General features: G+C 70.1%; 24 protein-coding genes and 1 pseudogene. 10 read left to right on the top strand and 15 right to left on the bottom strand.

Going from position 1 to position 26,028, the window contains the following annotated elements:
- Window positions 1–7: 7 nt before the first annotated feature.
- The 3 genes from PV396_RS36600 to cpt all read right to left on the bottom strand — a co-directional run bounded on the left by PV396_RS36600 (window position 8) and on the right by cpt (window position 5,456).
- Entirely contained in the window at window positions 8–535 is a 528-nt protein-coding gene (locus tag PV396_RS36600; protein ID WP_319212165.1) for a hypothetical protein, read from the bottom strand.
- Between the two features lie 105 nt (window positions 536–640).
- On the bottom strand, window positions 641–4,606 hold the full coding sequence (locus tag PV396_RS36595; RefSeq protein ID WP_319212163.1) for a polymorphic toxin-type HINT domain-containing protein: 3,966 nt from the start codon (window positions 4,604–4,606) through the stop codon (window positions 641–643).
- A 304-nt stretch (window positions 4,607–4,910) separates the two neighbouring features.
- Window positions 4,911–5,456, bottom strand: coding sequence for a chloramphenicol phosphotransferase CPT (cpt, locus tag PV396_RS36590; RefSeq protein ID WP_319212161.1), 546 nt, complete (start codon window positions 5,454–5,456; stop codon window positions 4,911–4,913).
- A 43-nt stretch (window positions 5,457–5,499) separates the two neighbouring features.
- On the opposite strand from cpt, the gene PV396_RS36585 reads away from it, so the two are divergent.
- Window positions 5,500–6,024 (top strand): AAA family ATPase, encoded by a 525-nt coding sequence (locus tag PV396_RS36585; protein WP_319212159.1) that lies wholly within the window; start codon window positions 5,500–5,502, stop codon window positions 6,022–6,024.
- A 21-nt stretch (window positions 6,025–6,045) separates the two neighbouring features.
- On the opposite strand, the gene PV396_RS36580 is transcribed toward PV396_RS36585, so the two are convergent.
- Window positions 6,046–6,474 (bottom strand): DUF6281 family protein, encoded by a 429-nt coding sequence (locus PV396_RS36580; RefSeq protein WP_319212157.1) that lies wholly within the window; start codon window positions 6,472–6,474, stop codon window positions 6,046–6,048.
- Between the two features lie 409 nt (window positions 6,475–6,883).
- Here PV396_RS36580 and PV396_RS36575 point away from each other — a divergent pair, with 409 nt between their 5' ends.
- From PV396_RS36575 to PV396_RS36565, 3 genes are all read left to right on the top strand, one after another.
- Window positions 6,884–8,569 (top strand): cellulase family glycosylhydrolase, encoded by a 1,686-nt coding sequence (locus PV396_RS36575; protein ID WP_319212155.1) that lies wholly within the window; start codon window positions 6,884–6,886, stop codon window positions 8,567–8,569.
- A gap of 142 nt (window positions 8,570–8,711) precedes the next feature.
- Window positions 8,712–9,197: a MarR family winged helix-turn-helix transcriptional regulator gene (locus PV396_RS36570; RefSeq protein WP_319212153.1), complete on the top strand. Its 486-nt coding sequence runs from the start codon at window positions 8,712–8,714 to the stop codon at window positions 9,195–9,197.
- Between the two features lie 101 nt (window positions 9,198–9,298).
- The gene (locus PV396_RS36565; protein ID WP_319212151.1) at window positions 9,299–10,804 is read left to right on the top strand and encodes an MFS transporter; all 1,506 of its coding nucleotides are present in this window, start codon (window positions 9,299–9,301) and stop codon (window positions 10,802–10,804) included.
- Window positions 10,805–10,989: 185 nt separating this feature from the next.
- On the opposite strand, the gene PV396_RS36560 is transcribed toward PV396_RS36565, so the two are convergent.
- Window positions 10,990–11,673 (bottom strand): class I SAM-dependent methyltransferase, encoded by a 684-nt coding sequence (locus PV396_RS36560; protein ID WP_319212149.1) that lies wholly within the window; start codon window positions 11,671–11,673, stop codon window positions 10,990–10,992.
- Window positions 11,674–11,696: 23 nt separating this feature from the next.
- On the opposite strand from PV396_RS36560, the pseudogene PV396_RS36555 reads away from it, so the two are divergent.
- A pseudogene (locus tag PV396_RS36555) lies at window positions 11,697–11,918 on the top strand (SDR family oxidoreductase); the annotation flags it as partial.
- A 40-nt stretch (window positions 11,919–11,958) separates the two neighbouring features.
- Window positions 11,959–12,669, top strand: coding sequence for a TetR/AcrR family transcriptional regulator (locus PV396_RS36550; RefSeq protein WP_319212147.1), 711 nt, complete (start codon window positions 11,959–11,961; stop codon window positions 12,667–12,669).
- 21 nt (window positions 12,670–12,690) lie between these two features.
- On the opposite strand, the gene PV396_RS36545 is transcribed toward PV396_RS36550, so the two are convergent.
- From PV396_RS36545 to PV396_RS36525, 5 genes are all read right to left on the bottom strand, one after another.
- A complete protein-coding gene (locus tag PV396_RS36545; RefSeq protein WP_319212145.1) occupies window positions 12,691–13,647 on the bottom strand; it encodes a DUF4232 domain-containing protein in 957 nt (318 codons plus the stop codon).
- A gap of 144 nt (window positions 13,648–13,791) precedes the next feature.
- Window positions 13,792–14,688, bottom strand: coding sequence for a carbohydrate ABC transporter permease (locus PV396_RS36540; RefSeq protein ID WP_319212143.1), 897 nt, complete (start codon window positions 14,686–14,688; stop codon window positions 13,792–13,794).
- Window positions 14,685–15,716, bottom strand: coding sequence for a sugar ABC transporter permease (locus PV396_RS36535; protein WP_319212142.1), 1,032 nt, complete (start codon window positions 15,714–15,716; stop codon window positions 14,685–14,687). Before PV396_RS36535 ends, PV396_RS36540 begins: the two co-directional genes overlap by 4 nt.
- A 2-nt stretch (window positions 15,717–15,718) precedes the next feature.
- Window positions 15,719–17,092 carry an extracellular solute-binding protein gene (locus PV396_RS36530; protein ID WP_319212140.1) on the bottom strand — a complete coding sequence of 458 codons (1,374 nt, stop codon included), beginning with the start codon at window positions 17,090–17,092 and terminating at the stop codon, window positions 15,719–15,721.
- Between the two features lie 261 nt (window positions 17,093–17,353).
- Window positions 17,354–18,238 carry a MurR/RpiR family transcriptional regulator gene (locus PV396_RS36525; RefSeq protein WP_319212138.1) on the bottom strand — a complete coding sequence of 295 codons (885 nt, stop codon included), beginning with the start codon at window positions 18,236–18,238 and terminating at the stop codon, window positions 17,354–17,356.
- Window positions 18,239–18,478: 240 nt separating this feature from the next.
- Between PV396_RS36525 and PV396_RS36520 the strand changes: the two genes are divergently transcribed.
- Entirely contained in the window at window positions 18,479–19,252 is a 774-nt protein-coding gene (locus PV396_RS36520) for an SIS domain-containing protein (RefSeq protein WP_319212136.1), read from the top strand.
- A gap of 118 nt (window positions 19,253–19,370) precedes the next feature.
- Here the strand turns inward: PV396_RS36520 and PV396_RS36515 are convergent, their stop codons facing one another.
- Window positions 19,371–19,598: a hypothetical protein gene (locus PV396_RS36515; RefSeq protein WP_319212134.1), complete on the bottom strand. Its 228-nt coding sequence runs from the start codon at window positions 19,596–19,598 to the stop codon at window positions 19,371–19,373.
- A gap of 202 nt (window positions 19,599–19,800) precedes the next feature.
- Here PV396_RS36515 and PV396_RS36510 point away from each other — a divergent pair, with 202 nt between their 5' ends.
- Together PV396_RS36510 and PV396_RS36505 are read left to right on the top strand one after the other, a co-directional pair.
- Window positions 19,801–20,586, top strand: coding sequence for an SDR family oxidoreductase (locus tag PV396_RS36510; RefSeq protein ID WP_319212132.1), 786 nt, complete (start codon window positions 19,801–19,803; stop codon window positions 20,584–20,586).
- A 187-nt stretch (window positions 20,587–20,773) separates the two neighbouring features.
- Window positions 20,774–21,679: an NADP-dependent oxidoreductase gene (locus PV396_RS36505; RefSeq protein ID WP_319212131.1), complete on the top strand. Its 906-nt coding sequence runs from the start codon at window positions 20,774–20,776 to the stop codon at window positions 21,677–21,679.
- Between the two features lie 265 nt (window positions 21,680–21,944).
- On the opposite strand, the gene PV396_RS36500 is transcribed toward PV396_RS36505, so the two are convergent.
- The 3 genes from PV396_RS36500 to PV396_RS36490 all read right to left on the bottom strand — a co-directional run bounded on the left by PV396_RS36500 (window position 21,945) and on the right by PV396_RS36490 (window position 23,388).
- Window positions 21,945–22,340: a DUF2267 domain-containing protein gene (locus tag PV396_RS36500; RefSeq protein WP_319212129.1), complete on the bottom strand. Its 396-nt coding sequence runs from the start codon at window positions 22,338–22,340 to the stop codon at window positions 21,945–21,947.
- Between the two features lie 112 nt (window positions 22,341–22,452).
- Window positions 22,453–22,848 (bottom strand): DUF2267 domain-containing protein, encoded by a 396-nt coding sequence (locus PV396_RS36495; RefSeq protein ID WP_319212127.1) that lies wholly within the window; start codon window positions 22,846–22,848, stop codon window positions 22,453–22,455.
- Between the two features lie 105 nt (window positions 22,849–22,953).
- Window positions 22,954–23,388: an Hsp20/alpha crystallin family protein gene (locus tag PV396_RS36490; protein ID WP_319212125.1), complete on the bottom strand. Its 435-nt coding sequence runs from the start codon at window positions 23,386–23,388 to the stop codon at window positions 22,954–22,956.
- Between the two features lie 130 nt (window positions 23,389–23,518).
- Here PV396_RS36490 and PV396_RS36485 point away from each other — a divergent pair, with 130 nt between their 5' ends.
- On the top strand, window positions 23,519–24,226 hold the full coding sequence (locus PV396_RS36485) for a type III effector protein (RefSeq protein ID WP_319212123.1): 708 nt from the start codon (window positions 23,519–23,521) through the stop codon (window positions 24,224–24,226).
- Between the two features lie 141 nt (window positions 24,227–24,367).
- Here the strand turns inward: PV396_RS36485 and PV396_RS36480 are convergent, their stop codons facing one another.
- Window positions 24,368–25,678: a hypothetical protein gene (locus PV396_RS36480; protein WP_416071544.1), complete on the bottom strand. Its 1,311-nt coding sequence runs from the start codon at window positions 25,676–25,678 to the stop codon at window positions 24,368–24,370.
- Between the last annotated feature and the right edge of the window lie 350 nt (window positions 25,679–26,028).

Here is a 26,028-nt window from a genome sequence, read left to right as displayed (position 1 = left end):
CAGCCGGTCAGATGTAGTCGAAGAACCTGGTCCACCAGGTCGCCGGGTGATCCGGATTGCGGAACTCGCTCAGCGGGGTGACGCCGTCGTACGGGCGATGGAGAAGGCGTTCCGGGACGGTCACGAACCCGAGGTCGGACAGGGCGTCCTCGACGCGCCGCCGGTCCGTCTCCGTCAGGTCTCCCCGCGCCACGGCGTCGTCCAGGGAATCGTGGCTCCCCGGGGCGGGCAGGGTGACGACGGCGAGGTCCGCGTAGTTGCTGAGCCGGATACCGATGGGTACTCCGGCGCCGGTGGCTTCGGCGGGAACGCCCACCAGGGCGTGGAAGCTGGCGTCCTGGACGTGGCGGTCGACCGTGCAGGGGTGGGAGAACTCCTGTTCAAGGCGTGCGTGGAGCTCGGCCAGCAGTTCTTTGGCCCGAGGGTGGTCGAAGTCCTCCGGGAATTCCAGATGATCGGGTCCGGGGAGGCGGTCGGCCTCTCGCAGTACGCGCAGTACGCGCTGATCACGGTCGTCTTCGGAGATGTGTGACATTTCGGCTTCCGCTTTCGCCTTCGTTTTCGTTTTCGCATCGAGGGGGCCTGTGCCGGAGAGTCCGCCGCGGCTTCGGCTCCGGCACAGGCCCCTGTTCAGGTGTTGCTAGTGACGCCAGGGATATGCCGTGACGATCTGGGGCGGATTGCTCCCCGGGATCACGACGACCTTCATTTTGGTCTGTCCCGCCGTGCCGATCTCTCTGTACAGATCGACGATGTAGGCGCCGGGGTCGTTCGGGTCAGGACTGCCCTTCTTCGTCCATGCCTCGTCGACCAGCCGCAGGATCTCGTCCTGGTCGATCGTGTTGAACATGTCGTGGTCGGGCTTGTTGGGCTTGGGCGACGCGTGTTCCATGATGTGGTCGATGCGGTGCTGGTTCCTTCTGCCCATCTGGCCGTAGACGAGCCCGGCCGGCGAGGTGAAGTAGTCGCCCCCCATGTCCGCGAATCCGGTCGGGCAGGTCGTGTTGTGGACCAGTACCGGCGCGTCCCCCGCGAGGGTGTAATAGGTGTGGATCTGGTTGACGGTCAGGTTGAACACCCGCTGCAACGCGGTCCACGCCCGGATCGCGGTGACCTCGACGGTCGCACCGCTCGGCGTGCGCAGCTGGTCGCCCGGCTCGACGCGTCCGGCGTCGGTCCAGGCGCCGCGGTTCACCAGCCAGAAGGGGTGACCCTCGGTGGCGGTCACGGTGCCGACGGCACCGCCCCTGTCGCCGTCCGTGTCGACGGTGAGCTCGACGAGGTTCTTCTGGCCGGCGTCGGTGATGACGTTGTCGACCTGTCGTGCCTCGGTCGTGCCGGTTTCGGGGTCGGTGGCGAGGACCTTCTCGCCCTCGGCGATGTCCTTGATCGGCTTGCTGCTGCCGTCGGCCATCAGCACCGGGGTCTCGGGGGTGAAGCTGTTGCACCCCTTGATGACCTTTCCGCCCTTGCTGAACAGCCCCTTGAAGAAGCCCGAGGCCTTCTCGCCCCACTTGCCGAACTTGACACCGGCGGCGCCCCAGCCGGCGACCGGGATCGCACCGGCGCAGGACAGCGTCGCGTTGAGGGCGTCGCCCTCGGCGCCGTACCAGGCACAGTTGGTGCCGTCGGCGATCTCGCCGAAGCCCGGGACGAGTCCACCGACGTCCAGCAGGAAGTGACCGCCGTCGGCGAAGAACGCCCCCCAGTCGAAGTCCTCGTCGCTCAGCCGCATGAACTCCTCGAACGCCTCACGCTCCTCCCGGAGTTCCTGGGCCTCCTCGGCCTTCCGCTTGGCCGCCTCCTCGGCCGCCTTCTTCTGGACGTAGGCGGAGAGGGCGTCCTTCGCGGCCTTGTTCGCGGCAGCGGAGTCCTTGCCGGCCGCGGTGGCGTCGGCGCGGGCCTGGTTGGCCGCCGCCCATGCCCCGTCGGCCGAACTGCGGGCCGAGGCCGCCGAGGACTCGGCGCGCGCCGCGGAGGCGGAGGCCTGCCGGGCCGCGTTGTGGGCGTCGGCCTCGGCCGCGCGCGCGGCCTTCGCGGAGGCGGCAGCCGCCGCGGCCGACGCCTCGGCGTCCTTGGCCGACTTGAGGGCCTGGTCCGCGTAGACCTTCGCCTGGTCCGCCGAGGCCTTCGCCTGCTTGGCGTACTCGGCGGCCTCGGCGGCGGCCTGGCGGGCGAGGGCCGCGACCCGGGCGGCCTCGGCCGCGTTCTGCTGCGCGGTCGCCGCGACGCTGAACGCGTCCGAGATCAGCTTCTGGACCTGGGCCACGTGGGTCGCGGTCAACTGGTCCTTGCGCTGGGCCTTGAACTGGCCGCTCAGGACGAACGCGCGCAGCAGCTGCGGCGGTCCCTCCAGGGCGATCTGGGCCGCGGCCTTGACCTCGGGCGTGCCGCTCTCCGACAGCTGGACGGCACGGATCCGGTCGTCGGCCTCCTGGGCGCGGTACCGGCCGGTCGTGATGAACTCGCGGAGCGCGTCGATCGACCCGGAGTCCAGCGCGGCCTGCCCGGCCCTCTTGACGCCGGCTCCGCCCGCGGTCATGAACTGGAGGGTCTTGACGCGGTAGTCGCTCGCCGCGGCCTGGTGCTGGCCGGTGGCGAGGAAGGCCGAGACCGTCGCGGCGTCACCTGCCAGGGCCGTCTCCGCAGCGGTGCGTACGTCCGCCAGGTCGCCCTCGTACGCGAGCCGTTCGGCGCGGGCGCGCTCGTCCTGCCGGGCGGCCTCCGCCCAGCCGGTGCGTACGTACTCGACGATGTCGTCGTCCGATCCGGCGAGGGCGACCTCGGCGGCGGCACGGCTCCACGGGCCACGGGTCTTCATCGCCAGCAGGGCTACCTGGCGGCCCTTGTCGGCGACCTCCGCGAGGTCCGTGCCGGGCTGCGCTGCTTCGGCGGCCAGACGTACGGCTTCGGCGTCGAGGTCCTTGGCCTCCTTGGCCGCGCGGGTCGCCTCGGCCTTCGCGGCGTCGTCCTCGGCCTTGAGCCGCCTGGCCTCGCTGATGCCGAGCTCGGTGCGGGTGGCGAGCTCCGCGGCCTCGATCTCACGGGCCAGGTCGTGCGTCTTCTTGGCCTTCGTGACAGCGGCGGTCGCGTTGTCCGCCGCCGTCTTCGCCGCTGCCGCGTGGGCGGTGGACTCCTTGGCGGCGGTCGCTGCGTCACCGGCGTGATCGGCGGCGGCATCGGCTGCGGCGGCCGCCTTCTCGGCGTGGTCGGCGGCCGAGTTGGCCGCGTCCCGAGCCTCGTACGCGGCTGCCGCGGCCTTCTTCGCCAGCGACTCGGCCTGGTTGGCGGCACGGGTGGCCGCCGCGGCCTGGCGGCGGGCCTCCGCAGCCGCCGCGCGGGCGGTGGCGGAGCTGGCACCGGCCTGGTCGGCGTAGCCGCTGGCCTCGGTGGCGGCGTCGGCGGCCAGGTCGGCGTTGGCACCGGCGGACGTCGCGGACCTGGCCGCGACTCCGGCGGCGTCCGCGGCGATACCGGCCTGCGTGGAGGCCTCCGCCGCCTTGCGGGCGCTCTTCGCGATCTTCCGGGCGTCCTCGGCGGCCTTGCGGGCGGCGGACGCCTTGCCCGCGTCGGTGGCGGCGTCGGCCGCCGCGCTGCGGGCGCGGGAAGCGGCCTGCGCGGCACCGGCCGCAGCTGACGCGGCCTGGGCGGCGGCGTTCGAGGCGACCCGGGCCGAGGTGTTGGCGGCGCGGGCGGCGTCGATGGCCTGCTGGGCCGCCTTCGCGGCACCCTTGGCCGCGTCCGCGGCGCGGTTCGCCGCACCGGCGGCGCGAACGGCGTCGTTCCTGGCGGCCTCGGTCTCCTTCGCGGCCTTCTGCGCGGACTCCTTGGCCAGCTTGGCCGCCGCGACGGCGCGCTCGGAGGCGTCCTTCGCGGCCTCGGTCTCCTTGGCGGCCTGCCGGCCCGCCTCCGCGGCCCGCGCTGCCAACTCGGCGACGGTGGCCCGTTCCTGGTCGCGGGCGCGCGCGATGTGCTGGCCCACCTCCAGGTACTCGCGGACGTCCGCCGGGGAGCCCTCCATGGCGACCCTGGCGGACTCCTGGACGGCCGGTCCGCCGGTGCTCATGATCTGTACGAGCTGGACCCGCTCGTCACTGTCCCGCGCGGTGAACTGACGTTCGGCCAGGAACCGCTGTACGTCGGCGGACGTCCCGTTCAGCGCGGCGTTGCCGGCCTTCTGGACCTCGCGGCCCCCGGTGCTGATGACCTGGGCGACCTTGACCCGCTGGTCCTCCTTCAGCGGCTCCTGCCAGCCGGTCGCGAGGAAGGTGCGGAGCTGCTCCGGCGTACCGGAGAGCGCTGTCTGCGCGGCCGCCCGTACGGCCCGGCCGCCGAAGGTGTGGACCTGGATCGTGGAGATCCGGTCGTCGTGCACCTCCGCGGCGTTCTTCTCGGTGTCGAGGAACCGGCGGACATCCTCGGCGGTGCCGGTCAGGGCGATCTCGGCGGCGGCCTTGACGCCCGGACCGCCCGCCTTCCACATCTCGACGACGCGGCCTCGGTCGGTGGCCGGAATCGCGCTGACGGTGTCGTCCGCGCCCGCGTCGGTATCCGTGTCGACCGCCCACGCGGGCGAGGGCCCGAGGAGTCCGACGGTCATTGCCATGGGCAGCGAGGCGAGCAACAGTGCGCGGATGGAATGCGCACGCCCTCTCGCCGAGTTTTTCCGGAATATTCTTCGCTTCAAGAATGACTCATTCCGCTTACTGACCTTTTCCCCCGGCCAGCTGCCGAACTTCGGCATAGGAAGAGTAAACTGCCAGCCCTGGCAGTCAAGTTCTCCTTATTTTTTGACTTACGACACGCAAAATGGATGTACCGAAGTGCGTGTGATGTGAGTCACCACGGGAATTCCCCTATCGGAATTCCCATATCCGAATCTCCACCCCAAAAGGGGCGGCCGGCAGTGGTCAGTCCTCGCCGCCGTGGACGCGGGCGGCGATGATGCGCGCGCACGTCAGGGACTCGGTGTGCGAGGTGTCGACCTCCAGGTCGTAGCCGACACCCTCGTGCACCACGTCCGCCTGCGCGGCGGCCATTCCCTCGGCCCGGTCTCCCCGCGCGGCCTCACGACCGGCGGCGACCGCGCTCTCGCAGCGGACGCCGACCCACAGCACGGGCAGATCCCCGAGAGCCGTACGCCACCGCTGCTGGGACGCCGCTCCGCCGAGGAAGACGTCGTCGATGACGACCCGGGCGCCGGCCCGGACCATCGCCACGACGCCGGTCCGCCAGGCGGCCTCCAGGGTCAGGAAGTCCGCCCCGATGCTCACCTGGCCGCCCGCCCCGATCTCGATCCCCGCGTCCGACTCCTGCAACCTCGCGGGCAGGGCGTCCACGAACGAGTCGCACCCCAACGCCAGCCACGGATCCGGCAGTTCGGCCTGCAGACACCGTACGATCGCCGACTTGCCCGAGCTGGAACCGCCGTTGAGAAGGATCATCCGAGTCGCCATCGCGCCACCCTAATGGGACGGCGAAGCGTTAGCCTCGGGTCGCATGATCGTATGGCTCAACGGCACCCACGGCTCCGGCAAGACGACGACCAGCCCTCTCGTACAGCAACTGATCCCGGATTCCCGGGTTTTCGACGCCGAGAAGGTCGGCGAGACACTCATGGACATCAAACCGGGGCTGCCCGACACGGACAACTTCCAGCACTGGCCGCCGTGGCGCCCCCTCGTCGTGGAGACCGCTCGCCGCGTACTCGACTACACCGGCGGCACGCTGGTGATCCCGATGACCGTCCTGGTCGAGGAGTACTGGCGCGAGATCAGCACCGGCCTCGCCCAACACGACATCCCGGTACGCCACTTCGTCCTCCACGCCGACCAGGCCACCCTGCGCGGACGCATCGCCGGAGACACCGTCCTCGGCCCCGACTCCCCGTTCCGTCTCAGGTACCTCGAGCCCTACGCGGAGGCGGCCCGCACCTGGCTGCACGAGGAGGCCGAGGTCATCGACACCACACACCTCACACCGGGCCAGGCCGCCGAGCGGATCGCGGAGGCAGCCAAGGGGTGAGATCCCGGCCCGCTGCCGCTGTCACGAGCCGTCGATCAGCTTCCTCACCTCGACCGGCAACCCGGTGCCGGTGCCGGTGCTGACGGCGACGAGGACGGCCTCACCCGGTGTCTCCCCGACCGCGACGGCCACCCTTGGCGAGATGCCGGCCACCTCGTAGGCGGCCAACGTCGTACCCGCCTCCTCGGCCTCGTCCTCGCCGCCGGTGTCGTCGCACGCCGGCAGGGTGGCGTCGCCGGGTCGCCGGCCGATCGTGAACTCCGCGTCGGCGACGTCCTGGTACGCGCGGCCCTCGTACAGGATCCGGTAGGCGCAGGACGCCGCCCCCTCACCGGCGCTGCCGCCACCCGCCGCTGCACACGAGGCTGACGCCATGACGGCTGCCAGCACGGCGCCTGCCGGTACGGCGCCCGTCTGCACGGCGCCTGCGAATCGCCCGACCCAGCTCATTGACGTCCTCCTGGTGAATGCCGCGACCCGAGAGGTACGAGCCGCGAGCCGCGAGTTGCGAGGACGCGGCTTCTGCCGGCCGCCCTGCCCGCCCCTCGTGAGTACCGACGGAGTGGGCGGCGCTTTCGTTCGTGTGCCGGCCGATCGGGGGCCGACAGGGGTCCGCGCGGTTGTCGGCCGACCCTGCGGTTGATTTGGGAAGCGCTTCGACGCGCAAGCTTGGGAACTCCATGGCCATTCCACGCGGATCACCCCGTTCTCACCGTGGCCCCCGTGCGCTAGGCTCCCGCAACGTGTCGAAGCGCTTCGACGTTGAAGCCTCCGTTGGTGCCTTCGACGTGGGGGGAAGCCCTTCGACTCAATGGAGAGTTCTATGCCGAGTTCAGCCGGTTTCACTCGCCGTCAGGTCATGACGACCTCCGCCGCCCTCGCCGTCGCGGCGTTGTCCGCCCCGACGGCCGCCCAGGCCGCCGCCGCCCGGTCCACCGGTTCCGCCGCGTCGGCGTCCGCGCTGGACGTGGTCGCGAAGATGCAGCCCGGCTGGAATCTGGGCAACAGCTTCGAGGCCATCGGCGCCGACGAGACGGCGTGGGGCAACCCGAGGGTGACCCGGGCCTTCTTCCGCAGACTGAAAGCCCAGGGCTTCAAGAGCATCCGGATCCCGGTGACCTGGGGCCAGCACGAGGGCCCGGCTCCGGACTACACCCTCGACCCGGTGTTCCTGGCCAGGCTCAAGCAGGTGGTCGACTGGGCCCTGGCCGACGGCTTCTACGTCCTGATCAACATGCACGGCGACGCGTGGCAGTGGGTGCCGGCCATGCCGGCCCGGCACGACGAGGTCCTGGCCCAGTACACGGCCACCTGGCGGCAGATCGCGGCCGCCTTCCGGGACGAGCCGCGCCGACTGCTCTTCGAGAGCATCAACGAGCCATTCTTCAACGGCAGTTCCGGCGACGAGCAGAACGCCGTCCTGATCGACGAGCTCAACACGACCTTCCACTCCGTCGTGCGCGCGAGCGGCGGCCGCAACGCCGACCGGCTGCTGGTCCTGCCGACCCTGGGGGACACCCCGGATCAGCCCAAGATCGACACGCTGCTCGCCACCTTCACCGCGCTCGACGACCCCAACCTCGTGGCCTCGATCCACTACTACAGCTTCTGGCCGTTCAGCGTGAACCTCGCCGGCTACACAACCTTCAACGCGGCCACCCAGCAGGACCTGACCGACACGTTCGACCTGCTGCACAGGTCCTTCGTCGCCAAGGGGATCCCGGTCGTCGTCGGTGAGTACGGCCTGCTCGGCTGGGACTCCGGCCCCGGGACGGTCGAGGAGGGGGAGTCGCTCAAGTACTTCGAGTATCTCGGCCACTATGCCCGCTACCGGGGCCTGACCACGATGCTGTGGGACAACGGCAGCCGTTTCAACCGCCGCACCATGCAGTGGAACGACCCGGGCCTTTATGCGCAGATACGTTCCAGCTGGACGGAGCGCTCTGGCACCGCCTCCACAGATCAGCTCTTCGTGCCCAGGGGCGAAACCCCCACGGACGCGACGATCACGCTGAACCTCAACGGCACCCGACTGAAGAGGATCGACGTCGGCACCCGCCACCTGGTCCGAGGCGTGGACTACACCGTCAGCGGCAGCACGCTGACGATCGCGGCGGCGACACTGGGCCGGCTGACCGCGTCGCAGGAGCACGGCACGAACGCCGTCCTGTCCCTCCGGTTCACGGACGGAATCCCCTGGGACGTCAACGTCATCACCTATGACAAGCCTGTCCTGACGAGCGCGACGGGTACGACGGCCTCGCTGGTGATACCCACCGCGTTCAACGGGGACAAGCTGGCGACCATGGAAGCCGTCTACGCCGACGGCAGCCCCGCCGGTCCGCAGTCCTGGACGACGTACAAGCAGTTCAACGTGGCTTTCACGGTGGACTACACCGCGGACACGATCACCTTGCCGACCGCGTTCTTCAACGAGGTCACCGACGGCGCCCCCGTGACCCTCACCTTCCACTTCTGGAGCGGGGCGATCCTGACGTACACGGTGACCAGGTCCGGCCCGGCGGTCACGGGCGCCTCCGCCTGAGGACGGGGAGGGCAAGGGGGGAGCGGCACCGCGGTTCGGGGTCCGGTCCGGTGAATCCGGACCGGGCCCCGACGGGCCCGACGCCCCTTTACGGTCTGTTCTGGATAATCCATTTCAGATCGAATGTTCTACGCTGACAGGCATGACCGCCATGACCCCCGCGCGCACCGAACCGGACCTGTCCTTCCTCCTCGACCACACCAGTCACGTCCTGCGGAGCAAGATGTCCGCAGCTCTCGCCGAGATCGGTCTGACCGCCCGGATGCACTGCGTGCTTGTGCACGCCCTCGAGGAGGAGCGCACACAGATCCAGCTCGCCGAGATCGGTGACATGGACAAGACCACGATGGTGGTGACGGTGGACGCCCTGGAGAAGGCGGGGCTGGCCGAGCGTCGCCCGTCCAGTACCGACCGGCGGGCGCGGATCATCGCCGTCACCGAGGAGGGCGCCCGCGTCGCCGGGCGGAGCCAGGAGATCGTCGACCGCGTACATCGCGACGCCCTGGCCGCACTTCCCGGAGGTGAGCGAGAGGCCCTGCTGCGAGCCCTGCGGCACCTGGTCGGCAACGGCCTGGCGACCCCTGTCGAGGCCCCTCGTACCGCCCGCCGGGCGCGCCAGTCCAGATGAGCGGGGAGGCAGGGCGGGAGTGGAAGTTCCGAAATAAATAGTCTGCAACAAAACCATCTGCTACGGTCTTTCCTGTCGCCTCGACTGACAGGAGAGACCGCATGTCCGCATCCGGCCCCGCGCCCTCACCCGCTTCTCCCGCCTCCCCGCGTTCACGTCAACTCGCCCTCGGAGTCCTCGCCACCGGGATGCTGATGATCATCCTCGACGGCTCCATCGTCACCGTGGCGATGCCGGCCATGCAGGACGACCTGGGGTTCACCCCGGCCGGCCTCAGCTGGGTCGTCAACGCCTACCTCATCGCGTTCGGCAGCCTGCTTCTGCTGGCCGGGCGGCTCGGCGACCTGATCGGCCGCAGGCGCATGTTCCTGGCCGGCACCGCCGTCTTCACCGCCGCGTCGCTGCTGGCCGGCCTGGCCGCCTCGCCCGCCCTGCTGATCGCCGCCCGCTTCCTCCAGGGCGTGGGCAGCGCGATGGCCTCCGCCGTCAGCCTGGGCATCCTCGTGACGCTGTTCACCGAGCCGGGGGAGCGGGGCAGGGCCGTCGCCGTCTTCAGCTTCACCGGCGCGGCCGGCGCGTCGATCGGCCAGGTCCTGGGCGGCGTACTCACCGACGCGCTCAACTGGCACTGGATCTTCTTCATCAACCTGCCGATCGGCATCGCCGTCCTCGCGACAGCCGTGCGCGTCCTGCCCGGTGACGTCGGTCTGGGCCGCAAGGCGGGCGCGGACGTGATCAGCGCGGTTCTGGTCACCGCCGGGCTGATGCTCGGTATCTACACCGTCGTCGAGGTCGGTGAGAACGGTTGGACATCGGGCCGCACCCTCGGCTTCGGCGCCCTCGCCGCCGTACTGCTCGCCGCGTTCCTCGTCCGTCAGGCGACCGCGAAGAACCCACTGATGCCGCTGCGGATCTTCCGCTCGCGCAGCGTCTCGGCCGCCAACCTGGTCCAGATCCTGATGGTCGCCGCGCTCTTCTCCTTCCAGGTCCTCGTCGCTCTGTACCTCCAGAAGGTGCTCGGATACGGCGCCGCCGAGACCGGCCTCGCGATGCTCCCCGCAGCCGCCGTCATCGGTGCCGTCTCCCTGGGACTCTCCGCCCGGCTCAACGCCCGCTTCGGTGAGCGCAACGTCCTGCTGGCGGGCATCGTGCTCCTCATCGGCGTCCTCGGTCTCCTCACCCGCGTCCCCGTGCAGGCCAACTACCTCGTCGACCTCCTTCCGGTCATGCTGCTCGCGGCGGGCTTCGGCCTCGCGCTGCCCGCACTGACCACACTCGGTATGTCCGGTGCGAGCGAGGAGGACGCCGGTCTGGCGTCGGGCCTGTTCAACACCACCCAGCAGATCGGCATGGCGGTGGGCGTCGCGGTGCTGTCCACCCTGGCGGCCGCCCGCACCGAGAGCCTCGCGGCGGGTGGCAGTACGGCGGCCGAAGCGCTGACCGGCGGCTACCGGCTCGCCTTCGCGGTGGGAGCGGGGCTTCTCGTCGTGTCCTTCGTCATCGCCTTCACGATGCTGCGACGCCCCGAGCGCTGGGCCGCCGAGGAGCCGGCCGTCGAGCAGCCGGCCGCCGACACGCAGGCCCCCGCTCATGCCGCAGCCGTCTGACCTGCCGTCTTCCCGAGGCGCGCAGACCTCCGGGCCCCAGCCGAGGAAGTCCGCGGCATCACGCGATCGGGAGCCGGCGTTGACAACGGCGGGCGTGAGCGCGGACGACTGCGACAGCAGGCCCTCCTCGTACGGGCGCGGCCGGGTGGGAGCCTGCGTGTCGGCGGCCGTCGCCTTGGGTGCGGCTATGAGGCCAGGGCGCGTTCGGGCTTGCGGGCCAGGAAGGTGGCGTAGGTCCGCTCGACCCCGTCGGCGCGTTCCTGGATGAGCCGCGCGGTGATCAGGAGCCCGGCCCGGCTCAGCAACTCGGCGATCCGCTGAGGCGGCAGACAGTGGGACTCGTAGGTCACCGGATGGCCGCCGTGGCCCTGGGTCGGACGGAGATGGACGTGCTCGTCGATGCCCGCGTGTCCGGCCGGCATCAGGAGGCCGCCCGGTGTGAGCGTGCGGTGGAACTCGGCGTACACGGCGGGTAGTTGCTCGGGTGGGGTGTGGTGGGTGGAGTAATAGGCGAGGATGCCGCCGAGTGCGCCGTCCCGGATGGGAAGCGCGGTCATCGAGCCCACCGTGAAGGCCGGCTCCGGGTGCGCCCGGCGGGCCGGCTCGATCATCTTCGGCGACAGGTCGACACCGAACGCGTTCACGCCCAGGCCCGCCAGGTGGGCGGTGACTTTGCCGGGACCGCATCCCAGGTCCCCGACCGGCCCGAGCCCGGCCGCACGCACGGTTTCAGCGAACGCGGCCGGCATGGCCCGGGAGAGCGGGTCCAACTCGGCAGGATCGGGGACGAGTTGGGCGTAGTCGGCGGCGACGGTGTCGTAGGAGTCGCGGATCGCGGTGAGGTAGGTGGGGGAGGGGTTGTGGGTCACGCGGGGGACTAAACGCGGTCAGCCCCGGCCCGGTGGACACCCCGCTGTACTCCTCCGCCAAGCTCGGGATCGAGGACCCCGCGGTGCAGGCGGCGGTTGTGGAGGGGATCAGCGCCGGCATCCCGCTGGGCCGCATGGGTCTGCCCGAGGAGGTCGCCGAAGCCGTCGTGTACCTGGCCTCCGACGTCTCCGCCTTCGCCGTGGGCCAGGACCTTATCCTGGACGGAGGCCAGACCGCTCTCTGACAGCGAGGATGCGGCCGGGAGACGGGCGAGAGGCGTGGGTATGTCGGTGGCGGACCGAGCGGCAACCGGTGGCGACACATGCCGGGCCGGGGATCCCGCGCAGACCAAAGCCGGGTATCACGCGCAGATCAAGGCGGAGAACCGGGCGCGCATCATCAGTGCCGCCCGCGACCTCTTCCTCGCCCGGGGGTACGACAAGACCTCCCTCGCGCAGATCGCCAGGGAGGCCGGCGTCTCCACCGGCACCCTCTTCAAGCGGTACCCCTCCAAAGCCGCGCTGTTCGCGGCCGTCACCGCCGAACAGTGGCAGCTGGACGTGGAGTACGCCGAAGCGCCCCCGCCCGGTGATCCCCGCTTCGGTCTGGACCACATCGGCCGCGACTACGCCTGCCTGGTCGCCCGGCCCGGCACGGCAGCGCTGTGCCGCCTGATCATCACCGAGCTTCCCCAGATGCCGGAACTCGCCGACATCGTCGGCACCGGCTTCGCCATCGACCGCGGCCCCTTCTTCGACCGGCTCCGCGACTACCTGGACGCTGAGGCGGAGGCCGGCACACTCGACTTCCGCTCCGCCGACGGACAGACACAGTCGGCGGCCGCAGTGGCCGAACAGTTCCTGGGCATGATCTGCAGCCAGCTCCTGTGGCCCCAACTGGTACGGACCGACTTCGTCCCGCCCAGTCCCACCGACCCCGCGATCGTGGACGAAACCGTCGCCCTCATGCTCAGCCGCTACAGCACCGGCTCCTGAACCCCGGTTCACCGGTTCACGTTAACCCTCCGCCTTCTCCCAAGGCCTGACCCCGAGTTTCCCGGTCGTTCCGAGGTCGAGGTTCGGGGTCACCGTCACCGGGGTGGCGCCGGCCTTCGCGCGGACCTGTACGTAGGGCACGTTGACCGGTGTGCCGAACTCGGTGGTGTTGCGCCAGACCAGGGCGGCGGTCGCCGATTCGCCGGGTTTGAGCGTGACGGGGCGGGGCTGCCTGTCGGGGCCGGCGCCGGTGGTGATCTCGGCGCTGCCCTTGAGGATCCTGACGCCGGTGACGGGCTTACGGGCGTCGTCGAGGAGTTCCAGCAGCGGGTAGCCGTCCACGGTGTAGTCACGCGTACCGCAGTTGTCGAGATGCAGGCCCACCACGCGCAGGCCCATGGCCGCGTCGCCCTTGTCCGCACTCACCCGGATCCCTGAGGCGGGGCAGGTACCCGGCGCGGCCGGGGCCTCGCTCGCGGGGACCTTGGTCACCTCGAGCACCTTTGCCTGCGTGATCCGTGGCGTGGTGGGCGGCAGCACCCCGGCCCGGATCGTGCCCCGCACGGTCTTCCCGGGGCCCACGTCCCGCACGGTCGCGGTCTGGTTGGACATGGCCCCGCCGTCGGCGCTCATGAAGGTGAAGACGACCGAGTAGGTCATGCTCTCGGCGCCCTTGTTGGTGACCTCGTAGTGGGCGACGACCCCCGGGTCCGAGCCCGAGTCCGAGCCGAGGCTGTCGGCCGACACGGAGTAATCGCGGGAGGGCGAGGGCGACGGGGACGCGGAGGGGTCGGGAAGCGTCAGTGAAGTGATCCGTACGCCGTCCTTGCCCGGGTCGTCGACCTGTACGACGGACTGCTCCCCGGCCGCGTCGGCGCCGGTGTTCCCAGTGCCCGAGTGCTCCGATCCGCAGGCCGTGAGCAGCAGAGCGGTGGCGGCGAGGGCCGGCAGGAGGGGGGCGGGTCGGCGTCTGCGCATCCTGTCATCTGATCAGGGGTGTGCGCCCTGCGTGTGTGACGGAGGCCATACTTCCGGTCACGGGGGTGTCACAAGTTCGGTGGCTGGTGGGTGAGTTGGACTCACCCGCCCGCCCCCTCCCTCGCCCCCCGGAACCCTCGCCCCTCAGAGCTTCACGCCCCCCGAAGCCACCCCCCGGTAGAACCACCGCTGCGTGATGACGAACAGCACCAGCACCGGCACCACCGAGATCACGGACCCCGCCATCACCATCCGCTGGTCGTACCCGAACGACGACGTCTGGAGCCTCGCCAGGCCCAGCGTCAGCGTGAAGTGTTCCTCCGAGCGGAGCACGATCAGCGGCCAGAGGAAGTCGTCCCAGGCGCTGATGAATGTGTTGATGGTGACGACAAGGATCGCCCCGTACGCCGAGGGCAGGTACAGATGGCGGAAGCGTTTCCACTCGCCCGCGCCGTCCAGCATCGCCGCGTCCTCGATCTCGCGCGGGACCGCCAGGAACGCCGCCCGCATGATCAGGACGTTGATCGCGCCGACGAAGCCGGGCAGCCACACGCCCGCGAGGTGGTCGACGAGGCCGAGGTCGCGGATGCTCAGGAACAGCGACACCATGATGGACTCGAAGGGGAACATCATCGACGCCAGCAGCAGTACCCAGACGGCCTTCTTCCCCTTCCAGCCCGGCTTGGACAGCATGTAGCCGGCCAGCGTCGAGAAGGCGAGCTGGCTCGCCATCGACAGCAGCGCGATCATCACGCTGTTCCTGATGTACGTACCCACCGGGACCTGGTCGAAGATCTCGCGGTAGGCGCGCAGCGTCGGGTGGTGGGGGATCAGGGAGGCGTTCGAGCCGAAGACGTCCTCGCCCACGCCCTTCAGCGACGCCAGCAGCTGCCACAGGAGCGGGCCGATCGTGATGGCCAGCACGAACAGCAACAGCAGGTAGCGGACGACGAGTTCACGCGGCCGGCCGTAGTCCCGCCAGCGGGGCCGAAAGCGTCGGCGGGCCGCCGCCCCAGGGGTGGTCGGGGATACGGTCGTCAAGACTCGTCCTCCTTCGAGATGAGGCGCTGTGACAGGAGCGTCAGGCCCAGGGTCAGTACGAACAGGGCGACGCTGACCGCCGCGCCGTAACCGGCGTTGCCGCTCAGCGGGTCGAGGCCGACGTCCCGGATGTAGAAGGGGAGGGTGCGGTCGGCGCCGCCGGGGCCGCCTGTCGCGCCGCCGAGCATGTAGATCTCCGTGAAGACCCGCAGGGAGCCGATGCCGGTGAGGGTGCCGACCAGCATCATCGACGTACGGACGCCGGGCACGGTGATGTGCCAGAAGCGGCGTGCCGCGCCGGCGCCGTCCACCGAGGCCGCCTCGTGGAGTTCCTTCGGGACGTTTCCGAGGGCGGCCAGGTAGAAGATCATGTACCAGCCGAGGCCCTTCCACAGGGTCAGCCCCATCGCCGACAGCAGGATCAGCCAGCTGTCGGAGAGGAAGGGGATGGCCCCCTTGATGATGTGGGCCTTCTCCAGCCAGGTGTTGACCAGGCCCTGGTCCGCGAGCAGCCACTGCCAGCTCAGCCCGACGACCACGCTCGAGGCGAGCACCGGGGTGTAGAACGCCGAGCGGAAGAAGCCGATGCCCGGCAGGTTCTTCTCCACCAGCACGGCGAGCAGCAAAGGCAGGATGACCATCAGCGGGACCACGATCACCGCGTACAGCACGCTGTTGCGGGTCGCCAGCCAGAAGTCCGAGTCCCCGAGCATGCGGGTGTAGTTGTCCAGGCCCACGAAGCCGGCCGCTCCGCCGAGCGGTTTCGCGTCGGTGAAGGAGAGGAGCAGCGTGTTCAGGAACGGGAAGACACCGAAGGCCGCCGCTCCGACGATCGCCGGGAGCATCCACAGCCAGGGCAGCCACCAGCGGCGGTAGATCGCCGCGCCGCCCGCGTCCGGGGTGGGACCCGGGGTGACCGCCTTCAGCGCGCGGCGCAGCCGCGAGGGCGGGAGCGGCGCCGGGGCGCCCGGGGCCGCCGGAGCGGTCGCGGGCGCCTCGCCGTCGGGCATCGTGCGTACGGCCGTCATCCTCAACTGCCCTGCTTCAGCAGCTCGTCGGCCTTGGACTGCGCCTCCTTGAGGGCGTCCTGGGCGCTCTTCTTGCCCTGCATCGCCAGCTGCACCTGCGCCGTGATGGCGTTCAACTCACCGGGGGACAGGGCGATCTCGTCGGCCGTGGACGTCTTGCGGTCCTCGGCGACGATCTTGCGGGCCTCGGAGAAGGGGTCCGTTCCCTTGACCGACTGGAAGAAGGGGTCGTCCAACGAGGCTGTCGTGGACGGGAAGATGACCACGTTGGGGTCCTTCGCCCACGCCAGCTGGTTCTGGGCGTTCGTCAGGAACTGGGCGAATGACAACGCTGTCGCGGCGTTCTTGCTCGTCGCGGCCACCGAGATGTACTGCGGGGCGCCGACGGTGTGGCCGAGGTCGTCCAGCATGTACTGGGCGACGCCGGTCTTCTTGTAGACGCTCGGGTTGTTCTGCTGGATGAAGCGCAGGTAGTTGGGGTTGGTGGAGCCGTAGACCAGCTTGCCCTGTGCGTAGAGGGTGGACGCGTCCTGGTTGGAGGAGAGCGAGTCCTTCGGCATGGCGCCGGCCTTGTACATCTTGGTCATCGCCTCGACCCACGCCACCGTCTTCGGGTCGTCGGCGAAGGTGAACGACTTGCCGTCGTCGGACAGGACCTTGACGCCCATCTGCTGCCAGTCCGCCGGGATGCGCCAGATCGGGTTGGCGACCGTGGCGTAGTACTTGCCGTCGGACACCTTGGCGATCTTCAGGGCGTCGTCGAACATGCCGAGGATGGTCGTGGCCGGTTTGGCCGGGTCCAGGCCCGCCTTCTTCATCAGGTCGACGTTGAAGGTCTGGGCTATACCGCCGGAGTACCAGGGGTACGCGCTGTGCACCTTCGCCCCCGAGGCGTCGGCGAACACGCTGGACTTCCACACCGGGGCGCCGAACGGCTCGCCCGAGCCCGGTGCCTTCTTGTCGAGGTCGAGGAGGTAGCCGGCCTTGGTGAGGGCGATCGACGTGTTGACGTTCAGGTTCACGACGTCGGGGAGGGTGCAGGCCTGCGCGTCGGCCACCAGGCGCTGCGTGAACTGACTGTCGCCCGGGTCGTCGATCCACTTGACGCTCGTACCCGGGTGGGCCTTCTCGAAGGCGGCGATGACCCCGTTGAAGTACTTCCCGAAGTCTTTCTTCAGGTTGGTCGTCTGGAACGTGATCTTGCCCTTGACGTCGCCGGTGAGCTTCCCGGAGCCGACGTTGCCCTTGTCGACCGAGCAGCCGCCCGCGGTGGCGCCGCCGTTGTCGTCGGAGCCTCCGGAGAGGCCGCAGCCGGCGGCGGTCAACGTCAGTACGACGAGAGCGGACAGGGATCCGGTCAGTCTTCTTGCGCGCATGCTGCTGCCCTCCTGGATGGTGAGTGCTGGTTCAATTCACCAATCTTGACTCCGAGTGATGAAAATGTGGACCAGAATTCATCGGAGGTCAATGGGGTGCCGTGTTGCGTTTAGGTTCCGGCGGCCGACGAGGGCGCGGGAGGGGGCGTGTTCTGGCCGCGGGGCGGTGGGGGCTGGTCGCGCCCCGCGGCGGAGCCGCCAGTGTCACAGCCCCGCGCCCCTGTCGGGGGGCGCGTCACCGCGGCCCCCCACAGGTGGGGTTCAGCGGGTGCGGCGGGACCTCACCGCGTGCTCCCTGGCGATGTGGTCGGTGAGGGCGAGGGAGGCGCTGGCGCGCTGGTAGGAGAGCTGCGCGACCCGGACGTACAGCAGGTCGATGAGGACGAGCACGGAATGGCGGGCGCCGATGCTCTCCGTGCGGAAGCTGGTCTCCGAGGAGGAGGAGATGAGCCGTACGTCGGCGGCGCGGGCCAGCGGGGACTTCGGGTCGGCGGTGATGGCGACGGTGGTGGCGCCTCGCTGCTTGGCCAGTTCGAAGGGCTCGATGGTCTCGCGGGTGGAGCCGGAGTGCGAGATGCCGATGGCGACGTCGGCGGGGGTGAGGAGGGCGGCGGAGGTGAGGGCGCCGTGCACCTCGGTCCAGCCGCGCACCGCGCACCCGATGCGGAAGAGCCGCGTCTCGGTCTCCTGCGCGACCGCGCCGCTGCCCCCGACGCCGTACACGTCGATGCGCCGGGCGCGGGCGGCGGCCTGGCCGGCGCGCTCCATGGAGTCGAGGTCGATACGGTCGATGGTCTGCTGGATGGCCCGCAGATCGGCGCTGCCGACGACCTGGACGACCCGCTCCAGGCTGTCGTCCGGGGAGATGTCGGGCCCGATCTCGGCGGTGCCCCAGTCGGAGACCTCGCCGCGACCGCGTTCCTGGGCCAGCTCGATGAGCAGATGCTGGTAGGAGTCGAGGCCGATGGCACGGCAGAACCGGGTGACGGTGGCCTGGGAGGTGCCGGTACGGCGGCCCAGCTCGGCGGCGGAGCAGTGGGTGACGGCGGCGGGATCCTCGAGGATCAGCTCACCGACCTTCCGCAGGGAGCCGGCGAGGCGCGGCAGCTCCGTACGGATGAGGGTGGTGACGTCAGTCGGGGGCATCACGGTTACCCGGTCTCCTCGGCGCTGTGCTGCTGTACTGAAGGGTAAACAAGAATGTACCAGCCACCGTCTGAGGGTCAGTTTGAATTCCAGGACCAGGGCCAGGCCAGGACCAGGCCGGGACCGGGACCACGGGAGGGGAGGGGCCTGGCCACGTTGCCCGCAGCCCGTACCGTGTGATTTATTGATTCACCGATAGAGATGTAGCGGGTGGTTCAATCCACCGGTGGGGAGTGCCGAGTGTCCGTCGAGTCCGCCGTCAGCGCCCAGGGCTTCGCGCGCGAGAGCCGGGCCGTCCTCGACCGCATCGCCGGGTCGGAGCCGGTCCAGGAGGCCGTGACCCGCGCCGCCGCCCTGATCGCGGACTGCATCCGCGCGGACGGCGTCATCCAGGCCTTCGGTACGGGCCACTCCCAGGCCCTCGTCCTGGAACTGGCGGGCAGAGCCGGCGGCCTCGTCCCCACCAACCGGCTGAGCATGGCCGACCTCGTCCTCTACGGCGGCGCGGACCCCGGCACGCTCGACGACCCCCTCCTGGAACGCGAACCGGGCATCGCCGAGCGCCTGTACGAACTCGCCGCGCCGCACCCCGCCGACCTGTTCGTGATCATCTCCAACTCGGGCGTCAACAACGTCATCGTCGAGATGGCCCTGCACGCGAAGGAACGCGGCCACAGGATCCTCGCGATCACCTCCCTCACCCACACCCGCACGGTCCCGGCGGGCCACTCCAGCGGCAGGAAGCTGGCGGACATCGCGGACGTGGTGCTGGACAACGAGGCACCCACGGGAGACGCGCTCCTCGAACTCCCGGGCGGCGGCGCGGTGTGTGCCCTGTCGACCCTGACCGGCGTGCTCCTGGTGCAGATGACGGTCGCGGAGACGGCGGCGACGCTGATCGCGGCGGGCGAGCGTCCGCCGGTGTACGTGTCGGCGAACGTGCCCGGGGGGTTCGAGGGGAACCTGGAGCTGGAGCGGCGGTACGCGGGCCGGCTTCGGCGGCCGGCGAGCTGAGCGGGCCGAGCGGGCTGCGTGACCTGAGCGGGCCGCGTGACCTGAGCGGACGTACGCGGACGCGACGACGGCCCGCCGGAAGAACCGGCGGGCCGTCGTCATCTCAGCCTGCGGATACCTACTGGCGAGCCCTCTTCCTGAGCGCCCTCAGGACCAACCAGGCCAGCAGCACCTGGACGATGCCCGCGATCGCGTACACGGACGGCGCGTACGAGTCCGGGCCGGGGCTGTAGTCGTCGAACCCGAAGGCGACCCCGATCAGCAGGAACGCGATGGTCGTCAGGAAGCCCGACGGGAACGTGATGACCGACACGGCGACCGCCGCGCCGTCGACACCCCGGTCCACGCTCAGATAGCCATGAGGTTGATGTAGTGGGGGCCAGGTCCTGGAGGTTGCTCACCAGTCTCGACCACGTGCTCTTCGCGTCGGCGCCGGGCGGAACGTTCCGTGGGTCGTGATCCTCATCCGCCCGCTCTTCAGTTGATCCGTGTGGAACCTACGGAAAAGCGGTTGCCGAGCGACCGCCGGTCGGAAACGATCCAGGACCGTGACGACCTTTCCCGCGCCCCGCCCGCTCGCCCTGATCACCGGAGTGGGCCGCACGGTCGGTATCGGTGCCGGGATCGCCGACCGTCTGGCGGCGTCGGGCTGGGACATCGCCTTCACCTACTGGACCCCGTACGACGCCCGTATGTCCTGGGGCGCCGAGCCGGGCGCGACCGAGGCGATCGCCCGGTCCCTGGCCGCGCGGGGCGCCGCGAACACGGCGATCGAGGCGGACCTCGCCGACCCGGACACTCCGGCGCACGTCTTCGACGAGGTCGAGCGCAGGATGGGCGGCGACGCGGGGGCCGCCGGTGTCACCGCGCTGGTGATGTGTCACTGCGAGTCGGTCGACTCGGGCCTGTTCGACACGACCCTGGAGAGCTTCGACCGTCACTTCGCCGTCAACGCACGCGCGACCTGGCTGCTGATCCGGGAGTTCGGCCGCCGCTTCACATCACCCCCGGGAACCGGACGCATCATCGGTCTCACCAGCGACCACACGGTGGGCAACCTGCCGTACGGGGCGAGCAAGGGAGCGCTGGACCGCATCACCTTGGCGGCGGCCCGCGAACTCGCCCACCTCGGGGTGACCGCGAACGTCGTCAACCCCGGCCCGGTGGACACCGGTTGGATGTCGCAGGAGGCCAGGGAGAACATCGCCCGCCACACCCCCCTGGCCCGCCTGGGCACCCCACAGGACACGGCCCACCTCGTCGACTTCCTGTGCTCCGAGGAGGGGCAGTGGGTCAACGGGCAGTTGCTGATGAGCAATGGGGGGCTCGCGTGACCACGACCATGTCCAGTCCGAAGGCGGCCCGGCTGCCGGAGACGCAGCATGTTGCGCGCCCGCTCGGATGTCGACTTGCCCCTGACGCCGACGTCAGGTTTTAGCGTAGCTGGCATCGGCACTCGCCGAAACATCACCATTGATCTCGATAACGGCCGCTTCAGGCCGCGTGGAGAGGCAGAGCGACATGCACGCAGCCCGGTATCACGAGTACGGCGGTGTGGAGACCCTTGTGGTCGAGCAGGCGCCGGATCCGCATCCCGGACCTGGCGAGATACGCGTCCGCGTGGCGGCGGCCGGCGTCAACCCCGTCGACTGGAAGGTGCGTTCCGGAGCGGCGCGCCAGATGCTCCCCGTGGACCTGCCCGCGATCCCCGGGCGGGATGCCGTCGGCGTGGTCGATGAGATCGGTGAGGGCGTGCAGGGGGTGAGCATCGGCGACCGTGTCTTCGGCCTGGGCGGCGTCACCGGCGCGAGCGCGGAGCTGGCGGTGCTCTCGGCCTGGGCCCAGGCGCCTGCCACCTGGACCGACGAGGAGGCCGCCGGCGCAGGTCTGGCGTCTGTGACCGCGATGGGCGGCCTGAAGGTGCTCGGTCCTCTGCGGGGGCGCACCTTGCTGGTGGAGGGGGCCGCCGGAGGTGTGGGCAGTGCCGCTGTCGAGATCGCGGTGGCTCGGGGCGCCACCGTGATCGGGACGGCCGGCGAGCGCAACCACGGGTTCCTCACCTCTCTCGGAGCCGTTCCGACCACCTACGGCACCGGCCTCGCGGAACGCCTCGCCACCCTGGCTCCGAACGGTGTCGACATCGCGCTCGACACCGCTGCCTCAGGGTCCCTGGCCGATCTCGTCGCGATCGTGGGCGACCCTGCCTGCGTGTCGACGATCGCCGATCACACCAACGCGCATCGCCTGGGCGTGCATCTGGCCAACGCGGAGAATGACTCCACACTCCTTGCCGAAGCAGGCGAACTCGGCCGACTGGGCCACTACACACCGCGCATCGAGCGGACCTACCCGCTCGAACAGATCGCGGAAGCGCACGCGCACGCCGAACGCGGACACACACGAGGGAAGATCGTGGTCCGCATCTGACCGTGCCCGGCCCGGGTCGGCCCGCCGTCGCCGCGGTGGGTGCCAGAGCGGGGGGCCGGTTGTTGAGCTGCGGGCCGGTGGGGGCTGATCGCGCAGTTCCCCGCGCCCCTAAAGGCGCCCCAGCTGGGCGGGCTCTTAAGGGGCGCGGGGAACTGCGCGACAAGCCCCCCACTGGCCCGCAGCCGACGAACAACCGCTCAACCCCGACGGGCCGACGCGGGGTGATGCGACGGCCGTCCGGTCGCCTCCCGGTCCGTACCCGCCGTCAGGCCGCCTGGATGAGTTCGGCGCGGCCGAACAACAGGGCGTACCCGGAAGGGAGTTGGGCGAGGATGCGGCCGAGGAGAGCCTCGTCGGCGAGCTGGGCCACGATGCGCAGGACGGTGCCGGTGTCCCAGCGGGTGGTGGCCACCGAGGCGCCGGTCCGGGAGGCCAGGTCCTTGACGAAGTCCCAGCCGGTGAGGGGCTCGGCGGAGGGGAACTGGCTGGTGAAGACCACGGCGGCCTCGTACGGCAGCCTGGACGTGAGTTCCACGCGTTCATCGCCGGTGACCTGGCGTCCGAGGGCGGCCAGTACGGCGCGTACACGCTCCTCGGCCTGGGCGCGGGTGGGGTACGCGCCCTCGTAGCGCACTCTTTCCAGCATCTGTTCGAACGTCATGCCCACGGTGGACCGGCATGGCTTCTGCTGCTGGGTAATCATGGCTGACGCGGTCGCCTTTCTCGTCTGGGATGAGGTCGGATGAGGTGGGACGGGGGAAGGGGTCGGCGGGCTATACGTGTTGCGTGTGGCCGAACAACAGGTCGTAGCCCACCGGGAGTTGGAGCAGGATGCGGTCGGCGAGCTCCTCGCCCGCGGCCTCCGCGGTCACGCTGAGCACGGCGCTCACGTCCCAGGCCGCGGTCCGTTCAGTGGCTCCCTCGATCCATGCCGCCGTGGCCCGGACGAACCGCTCGGGGGACAGCGGTTCACGTGCCTGGAGCGGGTTGAGCAGGATGAGGGCCAGTTCCTCCGGCAGCCGGGCCGCCAGTTCGGCGCGTACCTCGCCCACCAGATGGGCGCCCAGCAGCGCCAGTACCGTACGGGCCGCACGCTCGGCTTCCTGGGGAGTCTCGTACGCGCCGCGTTCCTTGATCTGGTCCAGGAATGGTTCCCAACGCATGACCATCGCTGCTCCCTTGCGTGGGTGGAGGCGAGTGGAGGGGATGCGGGAGGGACGGGGAGTGGCCCGGACGCGGGCCGACTCCCCGTCCCCGGCACCGACCGGGAGGGATCAGCCGCTGATCTCCCGGTGCGCGGAGCCCCCGCCGATGGAGACCTTGCGGGGCTTGGCGCGTTCGGCGATCGGGATGCGCAGGGTCAGCACTCCCGCGTCGTAGTCCGCCTTGATGTGCTCGGTGTCCAGCGTGTCGGCCAGCACGAGCTGGCGGGAGAACACGCCCAGGGGCCGCTCGGAGAGCTCCATCTGTACGTCGTCGGCCTTGGCGACGGGCCGCCGCTCGGCCTTGACGGTCAGCATGTTCCGCTCGACGTCGATGTCGATCGCGTCGGTGGAGACACCGGGCAGGTCGAGGGCGATCACGTACTCCTCGCCTTCGCGGTAGGCGTCCATGGGCATCGGCGAGGGCCGGGACCAGGTGCCGTTCGTGTTCAGGAGCTGCTGGGTGAGCCGGTCGAGCTCACGGAAGGGATCGGTGCGCATCAACATGGGGGACACCTCCAAGGTTCGGGTCGGGCACTGCCGCCAATGCGTTCACCTGTCTTCGGTTGTAACATGTCATCGAAGTGATGACAAGTTGAGTGTCGTTGATGCGACGACATCGCGTGTTGGAGGCTCGATGACCCTTGACGACCAGCCCGCCCCGCAGGCCAAGGCCCGTGGGCTCACCCCCACGTCCTTCCTCGCCGCGGCCACGGCCCTGAACACGATCCATGAGGCCCTGCACACCGCCCGGGCGTCGGGAGACGGGACCGGCCGGGATGCGGAGGACTCCGAGTGGCCCGGCCGCCCACCCGGTTCGGAGCAGGCGCTCGCCGCGCTGCTGCTGCTCCGCGAGGTGCGCGATCAGCTGGCCGAGTGGGAGCCGGGCCTGATCGAGGAGGCCCGGGAAGCGGGCGCCAGCTGGGCGGACCTGGCCCACCCTCTCGGCGTCTCCAGCCGCCAGGCCGCCGAACGCCGCTACCTGCGCGTACGCCCCGGCATCCCGGGGTCCACCGGCGAGCAACGGGTACGCGACACCCGCGACCGTCGCGCCGCCGCCCGTACGGTCACCACCTGGGCCCGCGCGAACGCCGCCGACCTGCGCCAGCTCGCCGGCCAGATCACCGCGCTCACCGACCTCCCGGCCGCAGCCCGAACGCCGCTCGCCGAGCTCACCGCCGCCCTTGCCGACAACGACACGGCCGCACTGGTCGCCCCCCTGACGGTCACCGGGACATACCTGACCAACGCCCACCCCGACCTGGCGGCCCGCGTCGACGACGTCACCCGCCACACGGAACACCTGCGCGACAACAGCGACAACCAGCGGCAGAACAGGGCGTGACGGGGTGGCGTCACAATGGCCACCCGAGGTTCTCCCGGGGTCCGCAGGAGGGTCGGTTGCCCGTCCCGGGCACCCGGCTACCTCAAGACCGCGCAGTTTCCTCGTCGCTGCACGAGACGCGACAGGCTTTCCGGCGGCTTGCTAGGCCGCAGCCTTCTGCCGAGCCAGCTCCCGTGCCCGCTCGTTGAGCTCCCGCGCCCTCGGATTGCCGAGGTGGGGGCGAATGCGGCGGCGCATGATGCCGAAGTGCTCATCCGCGCGGGCGGACGACAGTGAGGCGTAGTCGTCGAGGAACGCGTGCCAGGTCGTGCACGCGACTTCGAGGTGCCCGACTTCGAGTTGCCGCTGCGCGAGAAGGCCGTTCGCGTGAGCGTTGCCCTGCTTCTCCACAGACGGTCGCGCGCGATTCGATGCCTTCATGGCCTCGATCGAGCCGGGGACGTCCCCGAGGGCGTAGAGCACGCTCGACACATGGAACTGGTAGGCCGCCTGGTCGTAGCCCCCCACGGAGTCGCGCCTGTTGTCCGCCTTCGACAGAGCCGCTTCCGTCTCGGTCAGACGGGCGAAGGCGAGTCCTCGGTCGCCGACCAGAGCGGCCCCGTGCGCCTGCTGCCCCCTAAGGAACGCCTGCAGTCGCGGACCGGCCTTCGGCGCGACTTCCGCCGCCGAGTCGGCGAGCTCGAGGGCTTTGTTCGCCTGCTTGAGGTTGGCGGCCTGGAGGGCCATTCCGCGTAGCGTTCGGCAGTACGTCACCTCGTCACCGCCGGCTTTGGCCAGCCCGAGGGCCTGACGGTAGTACCGCTGGCCAAGTCCGTGTGCCTTCTCGTACATGGCCATCCATCCGGTGAGGTACACGAGATCGGATGCCGCGGCGCGCATGTCGTTCTTGACGGCCTCGGTTCCGTCGGCGCGGAGGTAGGAAGCGACCGAGTTGACGATGAAGGCGGCAGCCATCGGCCGTGCGTGCGCGCCCCCGAGTTCGTCGAGGATGTCGGCGATCTTGTCCGTCATGCTGCGGACCACGGCCACGTCGCCGGGGCCGATCCTGACCGTGCGGCCTGCGGCCTGGTGTTCAAGCCGGTCCAGGGTCTCGTCGGCTTCCGTGTAGTTGGGCACGGCGAGCGTTGCGGAGTAGAGCGCGGTCGTCAGGACCGTACGGCGCGAGGGATCCATGTCTGCCCTTCCCGTGTCAACCAGACCCTCAATGGTGTTCAGCGCGTGGTCGGGCGCAACCTGCATTCCGGACAGGCTCGGAGGAGCGTCAAGTCCCGCTTCCTCGTAAGTGATTGGACGACCGAGGCGTCGTGACAAGGCCTCGATCACCATCGGCCGCGCGGCCTTCTGTGGTACGACTCCGTCCAGCCAATGTGCCACGGAGGATTCGTCGTAGCGGAGCTTCAGGCCCCGCTCAGCACCTACCCGGTTGACGGACGAAGCGAACTGCCGGTGCATCCAGGCGCCTTCGTTCAACAAGCGCGCCAGGTTCTCGTTCGGCTGGCCCTTTGGCACGTCCACCACTCCCCGCGAACTCCGACGTTCAAGTCGTTCAAGTTCTGCTGCCGCTCCAACGGTACCGCTGTGCGCGTCTGCTTGGTTGCGTAGAGCGACAACGTCAGTGAGGGGTGTACCGATGCAGCAGAGGGTCGACGGGCAGGGGTTGGACTACGCGGGGCCTTGCGTTGTCACGGTGCGGGCCGGGGAGTGGCGCGGCTTCGACGTCCATGCGCCCGCTTGGTGGCCGAGAGACTTTTCCGCCCCTGACCACACGGTCGTTCGGAGAATCGACCAGGGGCTTCGGAGGC

Origin of the sequence: Streptomyces sp. ME02-8801-2C, assembly GCF_033793965.1 — a bacterium.
GTDB lineage: Bacteria > Actinomycetota > Actinomycetes > Streptomycetales > Streptomycetaceae > Streptomyces.
This window is presented reverse-complemented; position numbering and strand designations above follow the sequence as displayed.